The sequence below is a fragment of the Gottfriedia acidiceleris genome, assembly GCF_050457485.1.
GTDB lineage: Bacteria > Bacillota > Bacilli > Bacillales > Bacillaceae_G > Gottfriedia > Gottfriedia acidiceleris_D.
Genome location: NZ_JBCMJM010000003.1, coordinates 84,032 through 101,374 on the forward strand (window position 1 = coordinate 84,032; position 17,343 = coordinate 101,374).

Here is a 17,343-nt window from a genome sequence, read left to right on the forward strand (position 1 = left end):
GATTTTAACTCTTTTATAATTCCTGCTCTTCCTGTTTTTACTGCACTCAATTATTCCTGACGTGAATTAACTTCTTTCATAGCTAATAGATATCCTCCGAAGGTCGAAGAGATTTCGTCCGTGTATAATGTTACTGTTGGATAGTGCTCATGTATTGTTTGAATAAACGTTTTCTGAACGACTGGTATTCGACTTAGTATACTTCCTTTTATTGCAACTCGTGGCTCTTCTCGAAGATTTAACTTTTTTATGGCTTGGATGGTCGTTTTTCCAAGAAGTTGACCAGCTTTTTCTAGAACTGATAAGGTCATTAAATCACCAATGTTGGCCATTTCAACTATAAATGGAACATGTGAAGCAATCTCCGCTTTTGTATTGTGATAAATATATTTTTTAAGTTCTTCTGCTTCTTTTAACTGCAATTTTTCCAGCATTTTCAAAGATAAATAACTTAATGAAACACCTTCATCAAATTCCTGTGTAATCTTTTTAAAGATTTCCATGCAAATCCAATATCCGCTTCCTTCATCCCCTAAAAGGTGTCCCCAACCGCCTGCCGTAACAGTCCGCTCTTTATGGATTCCGATACAAATTGAACCCGTACCAGCGATTGTTAATACACCACTTTGTCCATTTAGTAATGCTGCATGTGCAATTTGTGCATCATTAACAATTTTAAAAGGGATACGAAATGCATCATTTAGTGCCTTTTCTAACGGACCTCTGTCTTTCACTCCACCAATTCCAGCAATTCCTAAAAATAAGAACAGGCAATTCTCTTTTGATAAAGGGCTCAGGCAATTTTCAATTGCTTCTATAATGTGATTAATTCCATCTTCTTCATTGATTAGTAAATTACTAAAACCAGAATAACCTTGACTAATAATTTCACCTTTTAAATTATAAGCAATAGCCTCTGACTTAGTTCCTCCACCATCAAGACCTATAACATATTTCACAAAAACTGCCCCCTACCTTCTTTCGTTTATTCTATGACTATATGAATCAATTATTTCTCTGCTAATTTTTTATGTAAACGAATGATATGCTCTATAAGCTTTTGTTCACTCATTGCAGTCATTAAATGATCTTGAGCATGAATCATTAATAGAGACTTTTCACATGGCTGACCATTTAATTCAGCTTGAATTAAAGTCGTTTGGGTTTTATGTGCATGACCAATTTCTCGGTGAGATTCTTCAATTAAGCGATCTGCTGTTTCAAAATCATTTTTTTCTGCAGCCTCTAATGCTTCGTATGCTAGTGATCTTGCATTCCCTCCGTGTGAAATAATTTCAAAAATTTCCTGTTCATTAGTCATCATCATATTCATACTCCTTAATTTTTGTTTTTATTATCCTTATTGAATTACCAATTCTTCTTTATAAAATAATGGTAAGTATTCTTTATGAGCATCTAAAAGTGCATCTAGTACTTCTTTTGCAACTTCATCACTTGGAACTAAAGGATTAATCGTTAGTGCCAATAATGCCTTCTCATAAGATCCAGTAACGGCCGCCATGGCTCCAACTCGTTCAAATGATTTAATCTGCTGAACTAATCCATTTATTTGAGGTGGTAATTCACCTACTGATATCGGAATTGGTCCTTGCTTTGTAACGATACAATTTACCTCTACAGCTGATTCATTCGGAATCCCTTGTATTGACCCATTATTTTGAACGTTTAGTACTTGGATATCCTTTTTATCGTTATAAATAGATGTAATTAAGCTACAAGCTGCATCACTATAATAAGCCCCACCTCGTTTTTCAAGCTGAGGAGGTTTAATAGCTAAATTTTCATCTTTATATAATTCAAATAAATCATCTTCCAACTTCTTAACGACCTCTGCTCGAGTAGTGCCTGTTTTAAAAGACTCTAGCTCTTCATCTAATATATGTTTCGTTTTGTAATAGTAACGATGGTATGGACAAGGAAGTACACCTAATGATATGAGAAATTCTTTTTGCCATGGTAATGGTGCAATATTTTTCATTGTCATTTGTATTTCTGGATTCACTAATAACGCTAATACATGTTCAGTCACTTCTTTTCCATCAACATAAACATGAAGTCCATAAACCATATGGTTTAATCCAGCAAAATCAATATGTACACGACTTAGATCAACTTCTAACAATTTAGCAATCGTCATTGTCATATTGATAGGTACATTACAAACTCCAATCACCTTTTTATGTTTACTATATCGAAGTAATGCTTCTGTTACCATTCCAGCAGGATTTGTAAAGTTAATCAACCATGCATCAGAGCATAGTTGCTGCATTTCTTCAGCAATTTCAAGTAATACAGGTATTGTTCTTAGGCCTTTAAATAGACCACCTGCACCGTTCGTTTCTTGACCAATCATGCCGAATTGTAAAGGTATACGTTCATCTTTAATTCTTGCCTCTAATAAGCCTACTCGCATTTGAGTCGTTACAAAATCAGCATCCTTTAGCGCTAATTTTCGGTCTAACGTTAAATGAATTTCCATTGGAACTCCAGCTTCTTTTACCATTCGTTTAGCTAAATTACCAACGATCTCTAACTTTTCCTTCCCTGCTTCTATATCAACTAACCATAGCTCACTTACAGGTAGCTCGTCATATCTTTTAATAAAACCTTCCACTAATTCTGGAGTATAACTAGAGCCGCCACCTATTGTTACGATTTTAATTCCTCTTTTTTTATTCATCTAAAACACACCTTCATTTCATATTTTTTCTTATGAATTGAATACAACAAGATAACAAGTCACGGTGCAGAAAACTAATAATGTAAAAAATAAAATTAAAGCTTGTTTCTTATTCTTAAACTTACCTTCAATAAAAACAATCACGCTTGTAAGTCCTACACTCAAACCAATACTATTTGTAATAAATACAGCAAGATCTCTAGTCATTCCCAAAAGGAGTAGAACAGGATTAAAGATAAGATTAAACGCAAGAATAAATACAAAAAATGCAAATGCACCTTTATAACTAAAAAAATGGAGATTCTTTGTAGTGTTCATGTTAATCTTCCTTTCTTGATTACTTGATAATAAATAAAGGAAGCTGGGATTAATGATCCCAAACTCCCTTTACTATGAATTTATAAAGAAACTTTTACACTATTATCCATTTCAACTGTAGATTCTTGAGCTAACAATTTTTTATCGTACATTTTGAAGAATGGTAAATAAATAACAACAGATATTGCCAGATTGATTACTACTAGGATAATAGCTCTCCAATCTCCACCAGTTGATAAATATGCACCTATTGGAGCAGGTAAAGTCCACGGTACCATTACGTATGTTGGATTCACTAATCCTCCTGCTGTTGCAAGGTAAGAAATTGTTGCACCAATTATTGGAACGATCATAAATGGAATAATTAATACAGGGTTTAATACAATCGGCATACCGAAAATTACTGGCTCATTAATGTTAAAAATACTTGGGATAATTGCTGTTCTTCCAAGAGCCTTTGAATAACTAGATTTCCCCGCAATTAACATCGCAATTACTAAACCTAATGTTGCACCCGAACCACCAATCCAAATAAACCACTGGAAGAAAGTTTCAGGAGCAATGTGTGGTAACTGACTACCAACTTTACCAGCTGCAACAGCTGCAGAGTTATTAGCTAAATAAACTTCCCAAACAGGTCGTGCAACTGCACCTACTACTGATACCCCATGGATACCAAATGCCCAGAAAAATGTGATTAAGAATACAGGTACTAAAACACCCGGTAATGAATCACCTGCGCTAATTAGTGGAGCTACAGCTTTATCTACAAGTGAATGTGTATCAATCTTAAATACAACAGTTATTAAAGTCATTACTGTTAAAACAACCGTTACAGGAATAAGTGCTTCAAAAGAACGTGCGACAGAACTTGGCACTGAATCTGGCATTTTAATCGTAATATTTTTCGTTTTACAAAAACGTAATACTTCAACTGCAAAAATAGAAGTAATCATACCTACGAAAAGACCATGGCCACCCATGTTTGCCATCGGTAATACAAATCCCACTTTATCGATCATTTGAACCCCAGTTGTAAATAAAAATGCGGAGCCCGATAATAATGCGCCAGAAAGCGGATCTAGTTTATAGCTTTGTGACAAGCTATATCCAATCCCGAAGGTAATATACAGGGTCATTATGTACATTGTAAGTCGGTACGGAATTAAAATATCCGCAGCGTGTTTTGCTGCCCACACCCCAACCGCAGAATCTGCAGGCACTGGCGGAAAGGCAATAATTAAGAACAAGCTTCCAAAAATAATAAAAGGTAAAGCTGAAACTACACCATCACGAATTGCGCGTAAATGTTTTTGTTCAGATAGTTTTGCCATTGGTGTTGATAAATTGTTTTCCAAGAATGAAATAAACTTATCCATTTGTTCTTCTCCTTTTTTTTATTAAATTATTAAACTACTTAACTAGTTCTTGAACTAATTTTAATAACGTTGGCCCTCCAAGTGGACTATATGCTTGAGGTGGAATGACAGCACAAGGTACATTTGCCTCGTCAGATGAAGCTTTAAAACCATCAAATCGGTGTCTTACTTGTGGTGCAACCATCGCTACATCCCAACCATTCTTAACTTCTTCAGCAAACTCTTGAGTCCCTACTGCTAAAACATCTAGACTTAATCCGTTCTTTTCTCCCTCTTTTTTCAGAGCGTTTACTACAATTGCACTCGACATACCGCCTGCACATACAAATAATACCTTCATACTCTTATCCTCCTAATATAGATTCAATAAATAAAAGATTCGAAAAACTGAAAACGTTTTCTATGAGGCAATTATATTCTTAATAAAATAAAATTTCAATTATTTTCAATAAAAAATGAAATAAAATTTTAAGAAGATGTAAAAAAAAATTTCACATCTTCTTAAATAATGATTATTTAGTTTTCCTTAAACTGAAACTTACTCCAAGGATGTAAGAAATCTAGTAGGAAGATTTCTTCCTCTGCAATGCGTCCAACTACATTCGTTTTCCCTGAATTCTCCATATCCTGCAGCGCTATTTGCAATTCGCCTTTATACTGTCCATATAATTCATTTTCTATTAAAATATCGCCTCTACGAATATGTGGAGTATAAGTAGGTTTAAACTCTTCATCTCTATATTTAACGCGAGATTGGGTAGAACGAATTAAGTAATCTGATACGTCTCCGCGGTAAAAATGAAACTCCTCTAAAACAATCTTTTTCTCTAAATCTGTAATTGAATCATGTAAGTCAATATTTAGTGTAAATAAGTCTTTACCGTTCTGATTTAGCTCCGCAAGTTGTTTGAACTCTTCTTCAGATGCATAAGCATTTGCGATAATAACATCATCAATTAAGTCTGAATAAAATAAGTGTTTCGCTTGCGTTACGACTGATAGATTACGGTGCATCTCTAAAGTACAAAGACCTTCTGATACAGGCCAAGGTCCATATGTTGCAGCTTGTGAATTAATAAATGCTGCTGTACGGATACCATGCTTTTTAAACTCTTCACTACATTTTACAAAATGGGAATAGCTTAAACCTGCATAACGATGAGGATAAAAATTATGAGAACCGATTAAATTAGATTGATTTGGCTTATAGGCTAATATATTTTCTAAATATTTCGTAGCATTACTCATGTTAATTTCAATTTTCAACCCATATGGATTGTAAGTCATAATGGACTCTTCATTCCCAGTAAATCCCATATCAAGTCTAATCCCATAAGCTCCTAAATCAGCAAAAAATGATAAATCATTATATGAAATATTTAATGTGCCAAATACTCGCGGGGCAATATCAACAATGACTTCCATCTCTAAACTATTTGCATAATCAACTATTTCTTTGAACTCTTTTAAAATTTGTTCCTTGTCACCATTTACTGATAATAAACAAGTAAAGATTCGTTTAAAACCATATTGATGAGCTAATTTAATATAAGCCTTATCTTTTTCAACAGTTGAGTGCTCTGGATAAATTGAAATTCCTAATTTTTTCACGATTATTCCTCCTAGTATGGTATTGGTGTAATATTTCCTAAAACAACTAAACGATTTGCCTTTGTTGCTCCAGGTACATTACTTGGTAAATCGTTTAAAGTTTCATTTGCTAATATCGCAAAGGCAATTGCTTCTTTTGCATCCGAAGAAAAACCAATATCTTCTTGAACTAATACTTTTGAATCCACACCTAATAATTCTTGAAGCATACGTAGAAGCGTTTTATTATGACTACCTCCGCCGCCTACAATTACTTCATCAATTGGATGATCTGGTAAAATAAACTTTTTATAATTTTCAGCAATCGATTTTGCAGTAAACATCGTCATTGTAGTCACCAAATCAATCGGTGTAATATCACTAAACTCTTCCAATATTTCATCAACAAACTGTGTACCAAACAACTCTCTACCTGTTGTTTTAGGTATAGGTGCTAAAATATAAGGAATACTCATGCATCTTTCTAGTAATCTCTCATTTACATTACCTTTAGCAGCCAAATCACCATTAGCATCATATGGAACATTAAAATAACGCTTACAAATTTCATCAATAATCATATTACCTGGACCTGTATCAAAGGCTACTAAATCATCGATTGTAGAGTTCCTTGGAATGATCGTAACATTACCGATCCCACCAATATTTTGTAGTAAACGAGTTTTAGTCTTACTTTTATAAAGTAATAACTCAGAATGTGGAACTAAAGGCGCTCCATACCCACCAGCAGCCATATCCATCACTCGAAAATTGGAAACTACTTTCGTGTTTGTTTCATATGCAATAACTGCTGGCTCTCCTAACTGCAATGTAGATTGAATGAAATTCCCATGAGCTTCAGGCTGGTGATAAATCGTTTGACCATGAGATCCAATAAACTCAAGTTGATCTAATGAAAATTCGTTTTTACTACAAATTTGCTTTACTGCATCTGCAAAAGCATAGCCAAGCTTAAAGTTTAAACTACATAAATTCTGAGCGTTTGAAGAAACAAGTGTAATCGCATCTTGAATTTCTTTTAATAAACCTTCCTCAAGAGGAACTGTCATAAAATCAATCAATCTTACCTCTGTCTCAGGTCCACATCCAGTGATTTCTACTAAAGCTGCATCGATTCCATCTAAAGATGTACCCGACATTAATCCAACTGCATATCCCAATTCATTCACTCCTTCATATTTTTATTAATAATACCTTAAAACAGAATTTCAAATTTGTAAAAGAAAAGAGTGAAAGTTTATTTAGAATTTTTCAAAAAGTAATTGTTGATGTTTTTAAGAAATCAGTGAATAAAAAAAGTTTTTTTCAGGTTGATTTAGTCGCTACATACCTACCCTGTTTCATTCCATATCTTTAACCTAATAATGAATTATTACTCATTTCGCCCTCTCCCACAAAAAGAACACATAATAAAAACTCCATATAAAATATTTTCTAAAAACACATTCATTACTTTGATAAATAGGCATAATTATCTTGTACAAATTAGTAACTAGTAAAAAAGTATTGAATGAGCAACAGAATAATTATACAATTCTTTACATAATCAAACAAAAATTCTATCTAACAATAAGGAGAATCTAAGATGAAGCATTTAGAAACACAAATAGATGAATTAGCAGATCAATATTTTACGAGACTAATAGAGATCCATAGACATTTGCATATGTATCCTGAATTAAGTAATCAAGAATTTCAAACAACGAATTTTATCAATCAAGAATTAGAAAAAGCTAATATCAAAAAAATACAGTTGAATAGTCAAACAGGAACTGCAGCCGAGATCAGTGGCGATTCAGGGCCGATTGTTGCACTCCGAGCTGATATTGACGCACTTCCAATTCAAGAAGAATCTGATTTGCCGTTTCGTTCAGTTATTGATGGAATCGCTCATATGTGTGGACATGATGTTCATACTACTATTACTCTCGGAGTTGGATTTATTTTACAGGAATTAAAACACCTGATTCCTGGTACAGTTCGATTGATTTTTCAACCTGCTGAGGAGTCTGAAGGTGGCGCTGAGCAAATGATCGCTGAAGGCTTACTTAATGATGTAAAAGCAATTATCGGACTTCACAATATGCCGGATCTTCCAGTTGGTACGATTGGAATTAAAGAAGGCTTCCTAATGGCAAGTGTAGATGATTTTGAAATTAAGATTAAAGGGAAAGGCGGTCACGCAGCACTTCCTGAAAAAGCAATTGATCCGATTGTGATTGGCAGTGCAGTTGTCAACCTTTTACAAACTCTAGTTAGCAGAACAATTTCTCCAAAAGACTCTGCTGTCATAACTGTTGGATCGTTTCAGGCTGGGAATACAAATAATGTAATCCCTGAATTTGCAGTTTTAAAAGGCACAGTTCGAACTTCAAATGAAACAATTCGAAAGCAAATTCAAGAAAACTTTCAAACACTAGTTCAAAATCTTGTACATTCACTTGGAGGAGAAGTAGAAATAGATTATCAAGTATTACTGCCCCCAGTATTTAACCATTCAAAAGTTACTTCGGTAGTGCGAGAAGCAGCAATTTCAACAGTCGGAGTAGAAAATATTGTGACTGCAGAATCAACAATGGGCGGAGAAGATTTTTCATTCTATCAACAAAAAGTGCCTGGTTCTTATATATGGTTAGGCTCTGGAAATAAAGAAAAAGATATAACCTATGGATGGCATCACCCAAAATTTAAGGTCGATGAAAACGCAATAAAAATTGGTGTAAAACTAATGACTCGATCAGTATTAAAACTATTAACTGATACAACTCTTGATAAATAATAGACAAAAAAGTGAAATCATTGATTGAACAATGTTTTCACTTTTTTATTTTTCATATATTGGCTTGAATGTATTTTAAAATAACTATGTGAAAGGTCTAATGGATTATTCTTTTTTCCTAATAATCAATCTAGCTAACATATAGCCGAGGATTGTAACGAAACCACCAAATACTCCAGAAATATATCGATTATCCCAATTAAAATAATCTTCTAATATTGTAACTGTAAGTGCATAAAAGACAGACGCAAATAGTATATGAGAAATAGTCATTTTTCTTTTCAAATATTTTTTCATTAACTTTCTCCCTCTTAAAATTGCTAATATATTATTCTATTTAATTGATGGATAAACCTTTTTTACAGCCATTTAAACCTATTAAAAATCAAAAGAGTAAACTTAAGATACTCCAATCTAGTCACTACCATTTCCAACACTTCCAGCTAATATTTTAGGACATTCATTAATATAATTACCTTGTAAAGTTTATAGGGGGGATTATATGCAGGATATTGTACAAACTGCCAATTTTGAGCATTCGTTTTGGTTGCATGTGTTAAGAGATCATTCCCAATTTATATTGGATACATTACCGTCTAAGCAAGAGGAAGAAATTAAGATTGCAAAATCATTTTACGTAATTTTTAATAATTTATTTACTAGGGTAAATAACAATGAAAATATGAACGAAATTACAATTCAAGCAGAAAAAAGTGCTTTAGCACTACGCGATTTCAAACTTTCATTGCTAACGAAACATATTACTGACGCTAATTTTAAAATTTACTTAACACCAACATTTTTAAACCATATGGTTAATGAATTAGAAGAATATTTATTAGTCCTATCCTACTTAAAACAAAATCAAATCCCACCTATCTTCAATGAACTTCATCATCATTTATTATGGGTACTAGATGCAGCAGGTCATGCAGATGCCATTTATACTAATCTCGATAGTACAGAAAATATGTTAAGAAAGAAAAGCCACGAATTTACAAAGCATTTTGAACACTTCTATCTTAAAGCAGTAGAACTGACCGGATATTTACGTACTAAACTGAGTACATTTCCTGCATTAAAAAGAATGAATCAAGACGTAAAATTAGAAATTCAGCTATTTCAAATATTTCTAAAAGAAATTGAAGAATTAGATATTTCCAGCCATATGTTGAGTAACTTTTCCGCTTTAATGGCAGATCATATGTACAGAGAAGAAATGTATTTCTTAAAAAAATTAGAAGAGTCTTCATCCATTAATAATTAATATTATGAAAAATAAAGCACTCTATTTAACACGTAATATGATGTGTTAAATAGAGTGCTCTTTTACTTTAATTAAACTATTGTTTTATTGAAATCCAGTTATTTTTAATTACTTTTATGACTGCATTTAAACGATCTGGAACGTCTAATTTCATTAAAATATTGGCAACGTGATTTTTGACTGTTTTATTCGAAATAAATAATTCCTTACCAATTTGGATATTCGAAAATCCCTTTACTAAAAGGTGAAGAATTTCGTATTCTCTATTTGTAAGTAGCTCTTTTATATATGAATCATTGGGCGGCATAAAATGGATTGAATTATCCTTAAGAAATTTGTATTCTTTTATCAATTCATTCGTAAAGCGATTGTCTACCATGAATTGTCCACCCTGCACTAGCTTAACAGTATTCACTAAATATGCTTCGTCAACATCCGTTAAACAAATACCTTTTACTCCTACATTCAATAAACGATCTATTTCATAAAAGTCTAAAGAGTTTTTAATGGTAATAATTTTTGAAGAATCATCATGTAACATAATACTTCTTGCATGCCTTACCATTTCTTCTCCCGAAACTTGAGTTATAAGAATTGAATTACTTACTTCCTGGAACGAAAAACTATCTTCTAAATTAATTTTAATAGCATTTATTCGATTAAATTCTAATATTGTACGAATCCCCGCAACGAAAAGCGAATTTTCAACAAAAATAACAGTATTATTATTTCTTGGATGATTTGGAACTAATTTTGCTAACATTACTGCCACCTCCAATTTGCAAATTTTTTATAGCAACATTTGTATTGTACATATTTGAATTGATTAAATAAATTTAATATTTTTGAAATTAAAGTTAAGTACTTCTTAAACAAAAGATTATTGTTATTAAAATTTAAACTAAATCGTTAAAATAAAAGATTCAAAAACTTACGCTCTTATATTATGATATCTATGTACAGATATTTTTTTATTACTATAATTTTCCCAAGGAAAAATTTTACTTTGCACCGTTTCAACTTCTTGCTTTTTTAGTAAAAAGAGATTATGAACAAAATTCAAGAATTATTTTAATAATATAAATTTAACTATGCACAAGATTTTCCAGCAAAAAAGGTGTATCATTAAACTGTTTTCTTATCTTAAGTGTTTCTTCATACTGTATATCCACACAATATAATTTTATTAGCTCCTCTAAATTAATGAAATTACTAAATTTTAACCAACGATGTTCACTATCTTTTAAGTTTTTATGTTCTTAAGTTACTACATGTATTAGAATTTTTTATTATTAGGAGATTACTATGAATTTCGAACAATTAGAGTATATTGTTTATGTAGCAAGTGAAAAATCAATATCTAAAGCTGCCGAAAAGTTATATATCTCTACATCAGCTATAAGCCAATCTATTTCGCAACTAGAGAGAGAATTAAATATAACAATATTTAATCGCTCAAGGATAGGAACTACTCCTACACCTGAAGGAAATATTGTAATAATGAAAGCAATAAATATATTATCGAATATTAAGCAATTAAATGAGGAACTTTTTAACTTAAATATAAAAAAAGAAAAACAGTTAAAGATCGTTGCAGCAACTGCATTTTTTGATATTTTTCAAGAAGCAGTAACAAATTTCAATTTAGAAAATCCTCAAATCTCAATTGACGTTGAGGAAATGCTACAAGAGCAGTTACTAAAAAGTTTTAATCCAGACCGTTATGATGTTGGTTTCCTACCAATAGAGAAAGAAGAATTAGATAAATATCCAAAATTGGATAAAAAGTTAATCAATAGAGCAAGAGTAGGTATTGTAGTTGGAAAGAATTCTAAATTATTCAATTATGAATATGTAACACCTGCAGATTTAAATAATGAGAAAATAGTAATATTAAAAAATACAAAAAATGGCATAGTAAAAAAGTTTTCAAAATGTATTACTAATCATGTGATCTTAACGACAAATAATCCTAGACTACTATTAAACGTCGTTAAGGAAAGTGCTGGTTTTTCTTTTATTCATGAGTTTACAGTAAAAAACTACCCAACATTTCGTAGTGATGAACTCAAAGTAATACCAATTACATATACTGATGAAGCGAATTACATCTATCAGGATATATGGGCTATTTATTCGCGAGAACATGGACTATCAAGTTCATCCAGTGAGATTATTAAACACATATTATTTCAGTTAAATAAATAATGAAAAGGAATAGGAACAATCCACAAAAAGGCTTTCTATTCCTTTTTCATATTATTCATAAGTAACAAATGCAATCTGAACAGATATAATTTATAATAAATAAAAAGTTTTCATGATTTCTTTAGGAGGTGATCTATTATGACAAATACTGTTAGTTTGTCAGATAAATCAACATCCCATGCAAAGCCTAGATTCTGAAAGGCGATACTTTGCATGGGTAGGTTTTACTAATCGCCCAAGTAAGCAGTTCTGATTCAACGGCTTTGCACCTTATTTACTAAATAAGAATAAGGGGCTGGCAAAGATGGCATATATAAAAGCAACTGCTATTTTACCTGAAAAGTTATTATTGGAAATACAAAAATACGTACAGGGAGAAACACTTTATATTCCAAAATCTGAAAAAGTTCACAAAAAATGGGGCTCACGTTCAGGTACAAGAAAGCTAATTGATAATCGAAATAAAGCAATTAAAGAAGCATTTAAACATGGTCAATCAATTGAGCAATTAGCAAAAGAATATTTTCTCTCAATCGAAACAATAAAAAAAATTGTATATACTAAATAAATTAAAAAACACTGATAACATCATCAGTGTTTTTTTATGGCAACTTTGTTTCTTACATAAACTCAACATATATAAATTCACTTTTTTGATGTAAATTAAAGATGTTAAGTTATAAATCGAACTTTCCTCTCAAATTAGGAGTGATATAAATGAAACCTTTTATTAGAACAGAACAATATAATTTTATTAAACATCAACTTCAAGTCTTAACAAATGGACATTCTACAGTAAATGATAAAACTGTTTTAAATGCTTTGCATTCACTAGTTAATGATAAAATACTAAGTTTATTTCCTGAACTTACTGAAGATCAACATATACTCTTCAGTCCAATTAGCACAATTAAAAATTCTGATCAAGCAGATGTTTTACTGAACCGACTAAAGCCTTATATAATTCCTTTTAAAGAAGTATCAGAACAAACCATCAAAAAGCTTTTTCCTAAAGCTAAAAAGTTAAAGCTTCCTTTATTACAAACTATCGATTTAGTTGAAACAACCTATATTGGATGGGATGACTTAGGCTCTAATTCAAAGTTTATTGTCACTTATTTAAATGACAAACTAATTGGTTTACAAGGTACTTTTAATCCTATGAAAAAAAGAGGCAACTGCACAATATGTAATAAATACGGTGACTTAGGATTATTCATGACAAAAACAAAAGGAAAAATTGAAGGTACTTTTACACAAAGAGGAAATTACATTTGCAAGGATAGCCAAGTATGTAATCAAAATATTATGTCGCTAGATAAACTGCATGATTTTATTATGTTGGTTAAGTAGTGAATACTAAAAAATCGCTTAGTGCTACAAACCTAAGCGATTTTTCTATTATTTATCGTTTATTCTACGTTAGTATCTGTTGATTTCTTTTTAGAGAGAAACCAACCACCTAAAGCGATTAATAGCATGACTGACCAGAAAATCGTATTCCAGATTGGTCCTTCAACGAAATGATGTGAAATAATGTGTAGAGAAGGATGTGCCAAAGTATGCATTAGTAGTTTAACCCCTACCCATCCAACTAAAAGCATAGCTGCTGTTTCTAAACTTGGTCGTGTTGTCAGCAATTTAACAAAAATACCTGCTGCAAAGCGAATGACGATTAAACCGGCAATTGCTCCGATAACAATGACGATAAATTTAGCTCCATCCATGCCACCTATATTACTCATTTTTGTATTAGGTAGATCAATTACTAGCGCTACTGCTGCTAAAATAGAATCAATCGCAAATGCAATATCTGCTAATGATATTTGAGCAACTGTCATACCAAAGCTTTTTTCTTTTTTTCCTTTATCATCATCATGCTTTTTAAATAAATGCTTTAATGCTATGAAAATTAAATACGCCGCTCCGATTGCTTGAACCTGCCATACATTAAAAAGAAATGAAATAATAAAAATGGCACCGATTCGAAAAATAAAAGCTAAAAGTAAACCAATATTGATTGCTTTCTTTTGTTGTTCCTCTGGTAAATGTTTTGCCATAACAGCAAGCACTAGTGCATTATCGGCCGATAATAAACCCTCTAATAAAATTAGAATAATTAATACCCAACCGTACTCTAATAACAAAGATACTTCCATGTTTTCCCCCTATTTAATTTACTTTTAACCTTTTTTTAACTACTTTCTAATTATATTCCCATTTTTATAAATTCTTTATCCAAATTTTTGAATATTCTAGTACAATTTTCACCATTTACACTTTTATCAGCTTCAAATTAGTTGACTTAGTCAACTTTATTCATTTATATTATTAGTAATCTAAAATTTCAGAATATTGAAGGAGATAAAATTATGAATTATGTTGAAAAAATACGCAAATTTAACAGACATTATGCTAATGTATTGGGAAAAATTGATCAAGAAATCTATAATCACCCTTTTCCATTAACCGAAGCGAGAATCATTACAGAAATCAATGAAAACCACGGATGTACTGCCACAGATATTATCGAAAAACTCGGTATTGATCGTGGTTATTTAAGTCGCATTATTCAACGATTCGATGACGAAAACATCATTTCAAAAATCCAATCTCCTGAAGATAAACGTCAATATACTCTTCATATAACAGCAAAAGGAAACGAAATCTACAATAAATTGGTTAATGATGCGAACATTGGAGTAGAAAGTATGATTCAAAGCCTTTCTACTCCTGAAGTAAAAGAGCTAGTAAAATCAATGGAAACAATTGAATCCATTTTCTCATTAAATCAGTCACCTATTCCTGAAATATTAATTCGACCATTTAAACCTGGCGATGTTGGGTATGTCGCTTATATTCATGGAAAGATTTATAGTACAACCTACCAATTTGGACGTGTATTTGAATATTATGTAATGAAAGGATTAAGTGAATTTTTATTGAATCCCAACGGAGGCGAACTTTGGGTCGCTGAAGTAAATGGAGAAATCGTCGGATCAATTGCTATTACGAAGGCAAATGAGTTAGTAGCACAGCTTAGATGGTTTGTATTAGATGAAAAATACCAAGGATTAGGGATCGGTAAAAAACTAATCGAAACAGCACTCAACTTCAGTAAGGAAAACCAATTCAAACATGTATTTTTATGGACTGTAAGCACATTAGAGACCGCACGCTATCTTTATAAAAAATATAACTTTACTTTAACTGAAGAGAAACCAAACTTTGAATGGACTGGATCTGAGTTAATTGAGGAAAGATGGGATTTAGTACTATCATAAAAAAGTAATGAATATAAAAATTTTATGGGATATCTTTTAGACTTTAAGACGGAGAAAATAATGAAAAACAAATTGATAAAGACTATAAAAATATTTTCAATCATTGCGGGGGTCATAACTGCTATATCTCTAGTTGGTTATTATACTTTAGATTATCTATTTGGAGATATGTGCGGAAACGAAATTACCCATAAGGAAGTTTCTCCTAAAGGTGATAAAGTAGTTTATATTTTCCAAAGAAATTGTGGTGCTACAACTGGATACTCTTATCATCTATCTATAATGGATTCAGATCAGAAGCTAACGAATAAATCAGGAAATACATTTGTTTCAGACGGTTTATTTAAAATAAATTGGATAAATAATAAGAAAATACAAGTTAATTATCCAAAGTCCACTAAGACGTACGAAATGGATCAACACGTAAACGGAACTAAAATTGTATATGTAGGAAAATAATGTTACTTTTCCAATAATAAAAGAGCATCTATTAAGATGCTCTTTCAAAGTGTTGAAATATAAAATGGTCAATAGGGAAAACGGACATAGAATGAACATTTATTAATGATGAAATTATCATTTTTCGGATGTTCTATTAATGGTTTTAAATGTTAATATGTTTGAGCAATTTTATAATTCTAATAACACTAGGAATGTTTTTTTAGAAGTTAAAAATATTATGAGTTAATTTTTAGAAAAACATATTCAATTGATTAGTTTAATTAATGCTCCATATGAATTGACCTAGAAGCTGATTAATATACAACAGTTAAGTTACTCTAAGTAAAGGCTATTTGATTAGGATTTATTGCAGACTTTTTTTGTTGGATAAGTTGATTGGAATGGAGGGATGCTCGACTCCTATGGGATAAGCGGGAAGNNGCGAGCATCCTGTAGTGGAAATCAATATCACTCTACTCCTTTTACGAAAATTTGATAAGTTAATTGACAAGGTTGTTTTTCAACAGCATGAAAGAGCATCTATTAAGATGCTCTTTCATGCTGTTGCCATATCTACACAAAACCTAAATAACTTTTTGTAATATAAGGATAAATGATTTTGCCATTTATACTGTACTTATTAAATAAATTTGTAAGTGCAGTTCGATATGGCTCAAATTCTTCTTCCCCACTTAATGGAGAAAAAGAAGAAGATAAGTTTCTACCTAAAAATCCTTCTAAATCCATTTCCAAATCATTTCTAAAAACCATCTTTTCATAGTTCTCGTTTTTAAAAAATTGGTTATAAACATCTGGCGTATCTTCAATTCCGCCACTAAAACCTTTAAACCTAGGACAAGTTTCTTTGCAAATCTCCTGCAATTCAATCATTAATGGACTTAATAAATCTTTACTATTCCAAACTAGAGATACTTTTAAATTCTCTTTTAGGATCCGTTTGCATTCTAAACGGAATTTTTCTTTATCAAACCAATGAAATGCTTGCGCTACTGTTATTAAATCAACACTATTATTTTTTAAAGAAGTATTTTCAGCTGTTGCATTAATTGACTTATATTGATCGTATTCCTTCAAAGTCTTCTCTGCGATTCCTCGCATCTCATCATTTGGTTCAATTGCTAAAACAGTTAACTTTTTTTCAAGTAAAAGCCTAGTTAAAATACCCGTCCCTGAACCAATGTCTGCAATAACATTCCCCTCACCTAAATGATTTTCTGAAAGTAAATAATTGATATATTCATTAGGATAACTTGGACGAAACTTCGAATATAGATCTGCCTTACCAGTAAAATTTTCAATCAATACAAAACACCTTCTTTAAAAATGTTTTTTAG

At 31.6% G+C, this 17,343-nt stretch carries 19 protein-coding genes; 7 read left to right on the plus strand and 12 right to left on the minus strand.

The features are described from left to right. Positions 1-50 precede the first annotated feature (50 nt). From ABEY15_RS03145 to anmK, 8 genes are all read right to left on the minus strand, one after another. Positions 51-959, minus strand: a complete 909-nt coding sequence (locus ABEY15_RS03145) for an N-acetylglucosamine kinase (RefSeq protein WP_429888389.1) — start codon at positions 957-959, stop codon at positions 51-53. A gap of 50 nt (positions 960-1,009) precedes the next feature. Beyond that, positions 1,010-1,327 carry a PTS lactose/cellobiose transporter subunit IIA gene (locus ABEY15_RS03150; RefSeq protein WP_429888391.1) on the minus strand — a complete coding sequence of 106 codons (318 nt, stop codon included), beginning with the start codon at positions 1,325-1,327 and terminating at the stop codon, positions 1,010-1,012. Between the two features lie 33 nt (positions 1,328-1,360). Further along, on the minus strand, positions 1,361-2,701 hold the full coding sequence (locus tag ABEY15_RS03155; RefSeq protein WP_429888392.1) for a 6-phospho-beta-glucosidase: 1,341 nt from the start codon (positions 2,699-2,701) through the stop codon (positions 1,361-1,363). A 30-nt stretch (positions 2,702-2,731) separates the two neighbouring features. Next, a complete protein-coding gene (locus ABEY15_RS03160) occupies positions 2,732-3,019 on the minus strand; it encodes a hypothetical protein (protein WP_429888393.1) in 288 nt (95 codons plus the stop codon). Between the two features lie 80 nt (positions 3,020-3,099). Next, positions 3,100-4,398 (minus strand): PTS sugar transporter subunit IIC, encoded by a 1,299-nt coding sequence (locus tag ABEY15_RS03165; RefSeq protein WP_429888394.1) that lies wholly within the window; start codon positions 4,396-4,398, stop codon positions 3,100-3,102. A 34-nt stretch (positions 4,399-4,432) separates the two neighbouring features. Next, complete coding sequence (locus ABEY15_RS03170; protein WP_098230765.1) at positions 4,433-4,738, minus strand: PTS sugar transporter subunit IIB; 306 nt, start codon at positions 4,736-4,738, stop codon at positions 4,433-4,435. A 176-nt stretch (positions 4,739-4,914) separates the two neighbouring features. After that, positions 4,915-6,009, minus strand: coding sequence for a DUF871 domain-containing protein (locus tag ABEY15_RS03175; protein ID WP_429888396.1), 1,095 nt, complete (start codon positions 6,007-6,009; stop codon positions 4,915-4,917). Between the two features lie 11 nt (positions 6,010-6,020). Next, a complete protein-coding gene (gene anmK / locus ABEY15_RS03180) occupies positions 6,021-7,169 on the minus strand; it encodes an anhydro-N-acetylmuramic acid kinase AnmK (RefSeq protein WP_429888397.1) in 1,149 nt (382 codons plus the stop codon). A gap of 425 nt (positions 7,170-7,594) precedes the next feature. Here anmK and ABEY15_RS03185 point away from each other — a divergent pair, with 425 nt between their 5' ends. Continuing rightward, a complete protein-coding gene (locus ABEY15_RS03185) occupies positions 7,595-8,788 on the plus strand; it encodes a M20 metallopeptidase family protein (RefSeq protein WP_429888398.1) in 1,194 nt (397 codons plus the stop codon). 105 nt (positions 8,789-8,893) lie between these two features. Here ABEY15_RS03185 and ABEY15_RS03190 read toward each other — a convergent pair whose 3' ends face one another. Continuing rightward, positions 8,894-9,085: a hypothetical protein gene (locus tag ABEY15_RS03190; protein WP_429888399.1), complete on the minus strand. Its 192-nt coding sequence runs from the start codon at positions 9,083-9,085 to the stop codon at positions 8,894-8,896. 205 nt (positions 9,086-9,290) lie between these two features. Here ABEY15_RS03190 and ABEY15_RS03195 point away from each other — a divergent pair, with 205 nt between their 5' ends. Continuing rightward, on the plus strand, positions 9,291-10,055 hold the full coding sequence (locus ABEY15_RS03195; RefSeq protein ID WP_429888400.1) for a DUF2935 domain-containing protein: 765 nt from the start codon (positions 9,291-9,293) through the stop codon (positions 10,053-10,055). Positions 10,056-10,131: 76 nt separating this feature from the next. Here ABEY15_RS03195 and ABEY15_RS03200 read toward each other — a convergent pair whose 3' ends face one another. Continuing rightward, entirely contained in the window at positions 10,132-10,818 is a 687-nt protein-coding gene (locus ABEY15_RS03200; protein ID WP_429888401.1) for a response regulator transcription factor, read from the minus strand. Between the two features lie 542 nt (positions 10,819-11,360). Between ABEY15_RS03200 and ABEY15_RS03205 the strand changes: the two genes are divergently transcribed. From ABEY15_RS03205 to ABEY15_RS03215, 3 genes are all read left to right on the plus strand, one after another. Further along, on the plus strand, positions 11,361-12,263 hold the full coding sequence (locus ABEY15_RS03205; protein ID WP_429888403.1) for a LysR family transcriptional regulator: 903 nt from the start codon (positions 11,361-11,363) through the stop codon (positions 12,261-12,263). A 304-nt stretch (positions 12,264-12,567) separates the two neighbouring features. Continuing rightward, positions 12,568-12,831: a CD3324 family protein gene (locus ABEY15_RS03210; protein WP_429888405.1), complete on the plus strand. Its 264-nt coding sequence runs from the start codon at positions 12,568-12,570 to the stop codon at positions 12,829-12,831. A gap of 149 nt (positions 12,832-12,980) precedes the next feature. Further along, on the plus strand, positions 12,981-13,616 hold the full coding sequence (locus tag ABEY15_RS03215; RefSeq protein ID WP_429888407.1) for a FusB/FusC family EF-G-binding protein: 636 nt from the start codon (positions 12,981-12,983) through the stop codon (positions 13,614-13,616). A 59-nt stretch (positions 13,617-13,675) separates the two neighbouring features. Here ABEY15_RS03215 and ABEY15_RS03220 read toward each other — a convergent pair whose 3' ends face one another. Then, positions 13,676-14,422 carry a TerC family protein gene (locus ABEY15_RS03220; protein ID WP_429888409.1) on the minus strand — a complete coding sequence of 249 codons (747 nt, stop codon included), beginning with the start codon at positions 14,420-14,422 and terminating at the stop codon, positions 13,676-13,678. A gap of 213 nt (positions 14,423-14,635) precedes the next feature. On the opposite strand from ABEY15_RS03220, the gene ABEY15_RS03225 reads away from it, so the two are divergent. Together ABEY15_RS03225 and ABEY15_RS03230 are read left to right on the plus strand one after the other, a co-directional pair. Beyond that, the gene (locus ABEY15_RS03225; RefSeq protein ID WP_429888410.1) at positions 14,636-15,547 is read left to right on the plus strand and encodes a bifunctional helix-turn-helix transcriptional regulator/GNAT family N-acetyltransferase; all 912 of its coding nucleotides are present in this window, start codon (positions 14,636-14,638) and stop codon (positions 15,545-15,547) included. A 60-nt stretch (positions 15,548-15,607) separates the two neighbouring features. Beyond that, positions 15,608-16,006 carry a DUF5412 family protein gene (locus ABEY15_RS03230; RefSeq protein ID WP_429888411.1) on the plus strand — a complete coding sequence of 133 codons (399 nt, stop codon included), beginning with the start codon at positions 15,608-15,610 and terminating at the stop codon, positions 16,004-16,006. Between the two features lie 555 nt (positions 16,007-16,561). Here ABEY15_RS03230 and ABEY15_RS03235 read toward each other — a convergent pair. After that, positions 16,562-17,311: a class I SAM-dependent methyltransferase gene (locus tag ABEY15_RS03235; protein WP_429888412.1), complete on the minus strand. Its 750-nt coding sequence runs from the start codon at positions 17,309-17,311 to the stop codon at positions 16,562-16,564. Between the last annotated feature and the right edge of the window lie 32 nt (positions 17,312-17,343).

Excerpts from the sequence above, each read along its gene's own strand:
- ABEY15_RS03150 (WP_429888391.1), bottom strand. The coding sequence starts at position 1,327 with ATGATGATGACTAATGAACAGGAAATTTTTGAAATTATTTCACACGGA.
- ABEY15_RS03155 (WP_429888392.1), bottom strand. The coding sequence starts at position 2,701 with ATGAATAAAAAAAGAGGAATTAAAATCGTAACAATAGGTGGCGGCTCT.
- ABEY15_RS03160 (WP_429888393.1), bottom strand. The coding sequence starts at position 3,019 with ATGAACACTACAAAGAATCTCCATTTTTTTAGTTATAAAGGTGCATTT.
- ABEY15_RS03165 (WP_429888394.1), bottom strand. The coding sequence starts at position 4,398 with ATGGATAAGTTTATTTCATTCTTGGAAAACAATTTATCAACACCAATG.
- ABEY15_RS03170 (WP_098230765.1), bottom strand. The coding sequence starts at position 4,738 with ATGAAGGTATTATTTGTATGTGCAGGCGGTATGTCGAGTGCAATTGTA.
- ABEY15_RS03185 (WP_429888398.1), top strand. The coding sequence starts at position 7,595 with ATGAAGCATTTAGAAACACAAATAGATGAATTAGCAGATCAATATTTT.
- ABEY15_RS03190 (WP_429888399.1), bottom strand. The coding sequence starts at position 9,085 with ATGAAAAAATATTTGAAAAGAAAAATGACTATTTCTCATATACTATTT.
- ABEY15_RS03195 (WP_429888400.1), top strand. The coding sequence starts at position 9,291 with ATGCAGGATATTGTACAAACTGCCAATTTTGAGCATTCGTTTTGGTTG.
- ABEY15_RS03200 (WP_429888401.1), bottom strand. The coding sequence starts at position 10,818 with ATGTTAGCAAAATTAGTTCCAAATCATCCAAGAAATAATAATACTGTT.
- ABEY15_RS03205 (WP_429888403.1), top strand. The coding sequence starts at position 11,361 with ATGAATTTCGAACAATTAGAGTATATTGTTTATGTAGCAAGTGAAAAA.
- ABEY15_RS03210 (WP_429888405.1), top strand. The coding sequence starts at position 12,568 with ATGGCATATATAAAAGCAACTGCTATTTTACCTGAAAAGTTATTATTG.
- ABEY15_RS03215 (WP_429888407.1), top strand. The coding sequence starts at position 12,981 with ATGAAACCTTTTATTAGAACAGAACAATATAATTTTATTAAACATCAA.
- ABEY15_RS03220 (WP_429888409.1), bottom strand. The coding sequence starts at position 14,422 with ATGGAAGTATCTTTGTTATTAGAGTACGGTTGGGTATTAATTATTCTA.
- ABEY15_RS03225 (WP_429888410.1), top strand. The coding sequence starts at position 14,636 with ATGAATTATGTTGAAAAAATACGCAAATTTAACAGACATTATGCTAAT.
- ABEY15_RS03230 (WP_429888411.1), top strand. The coding sequence starts at position 15,608 with ATGAAAAACAAATTGATAAAGACTATAAAAATATTTTCAATCATTGCG.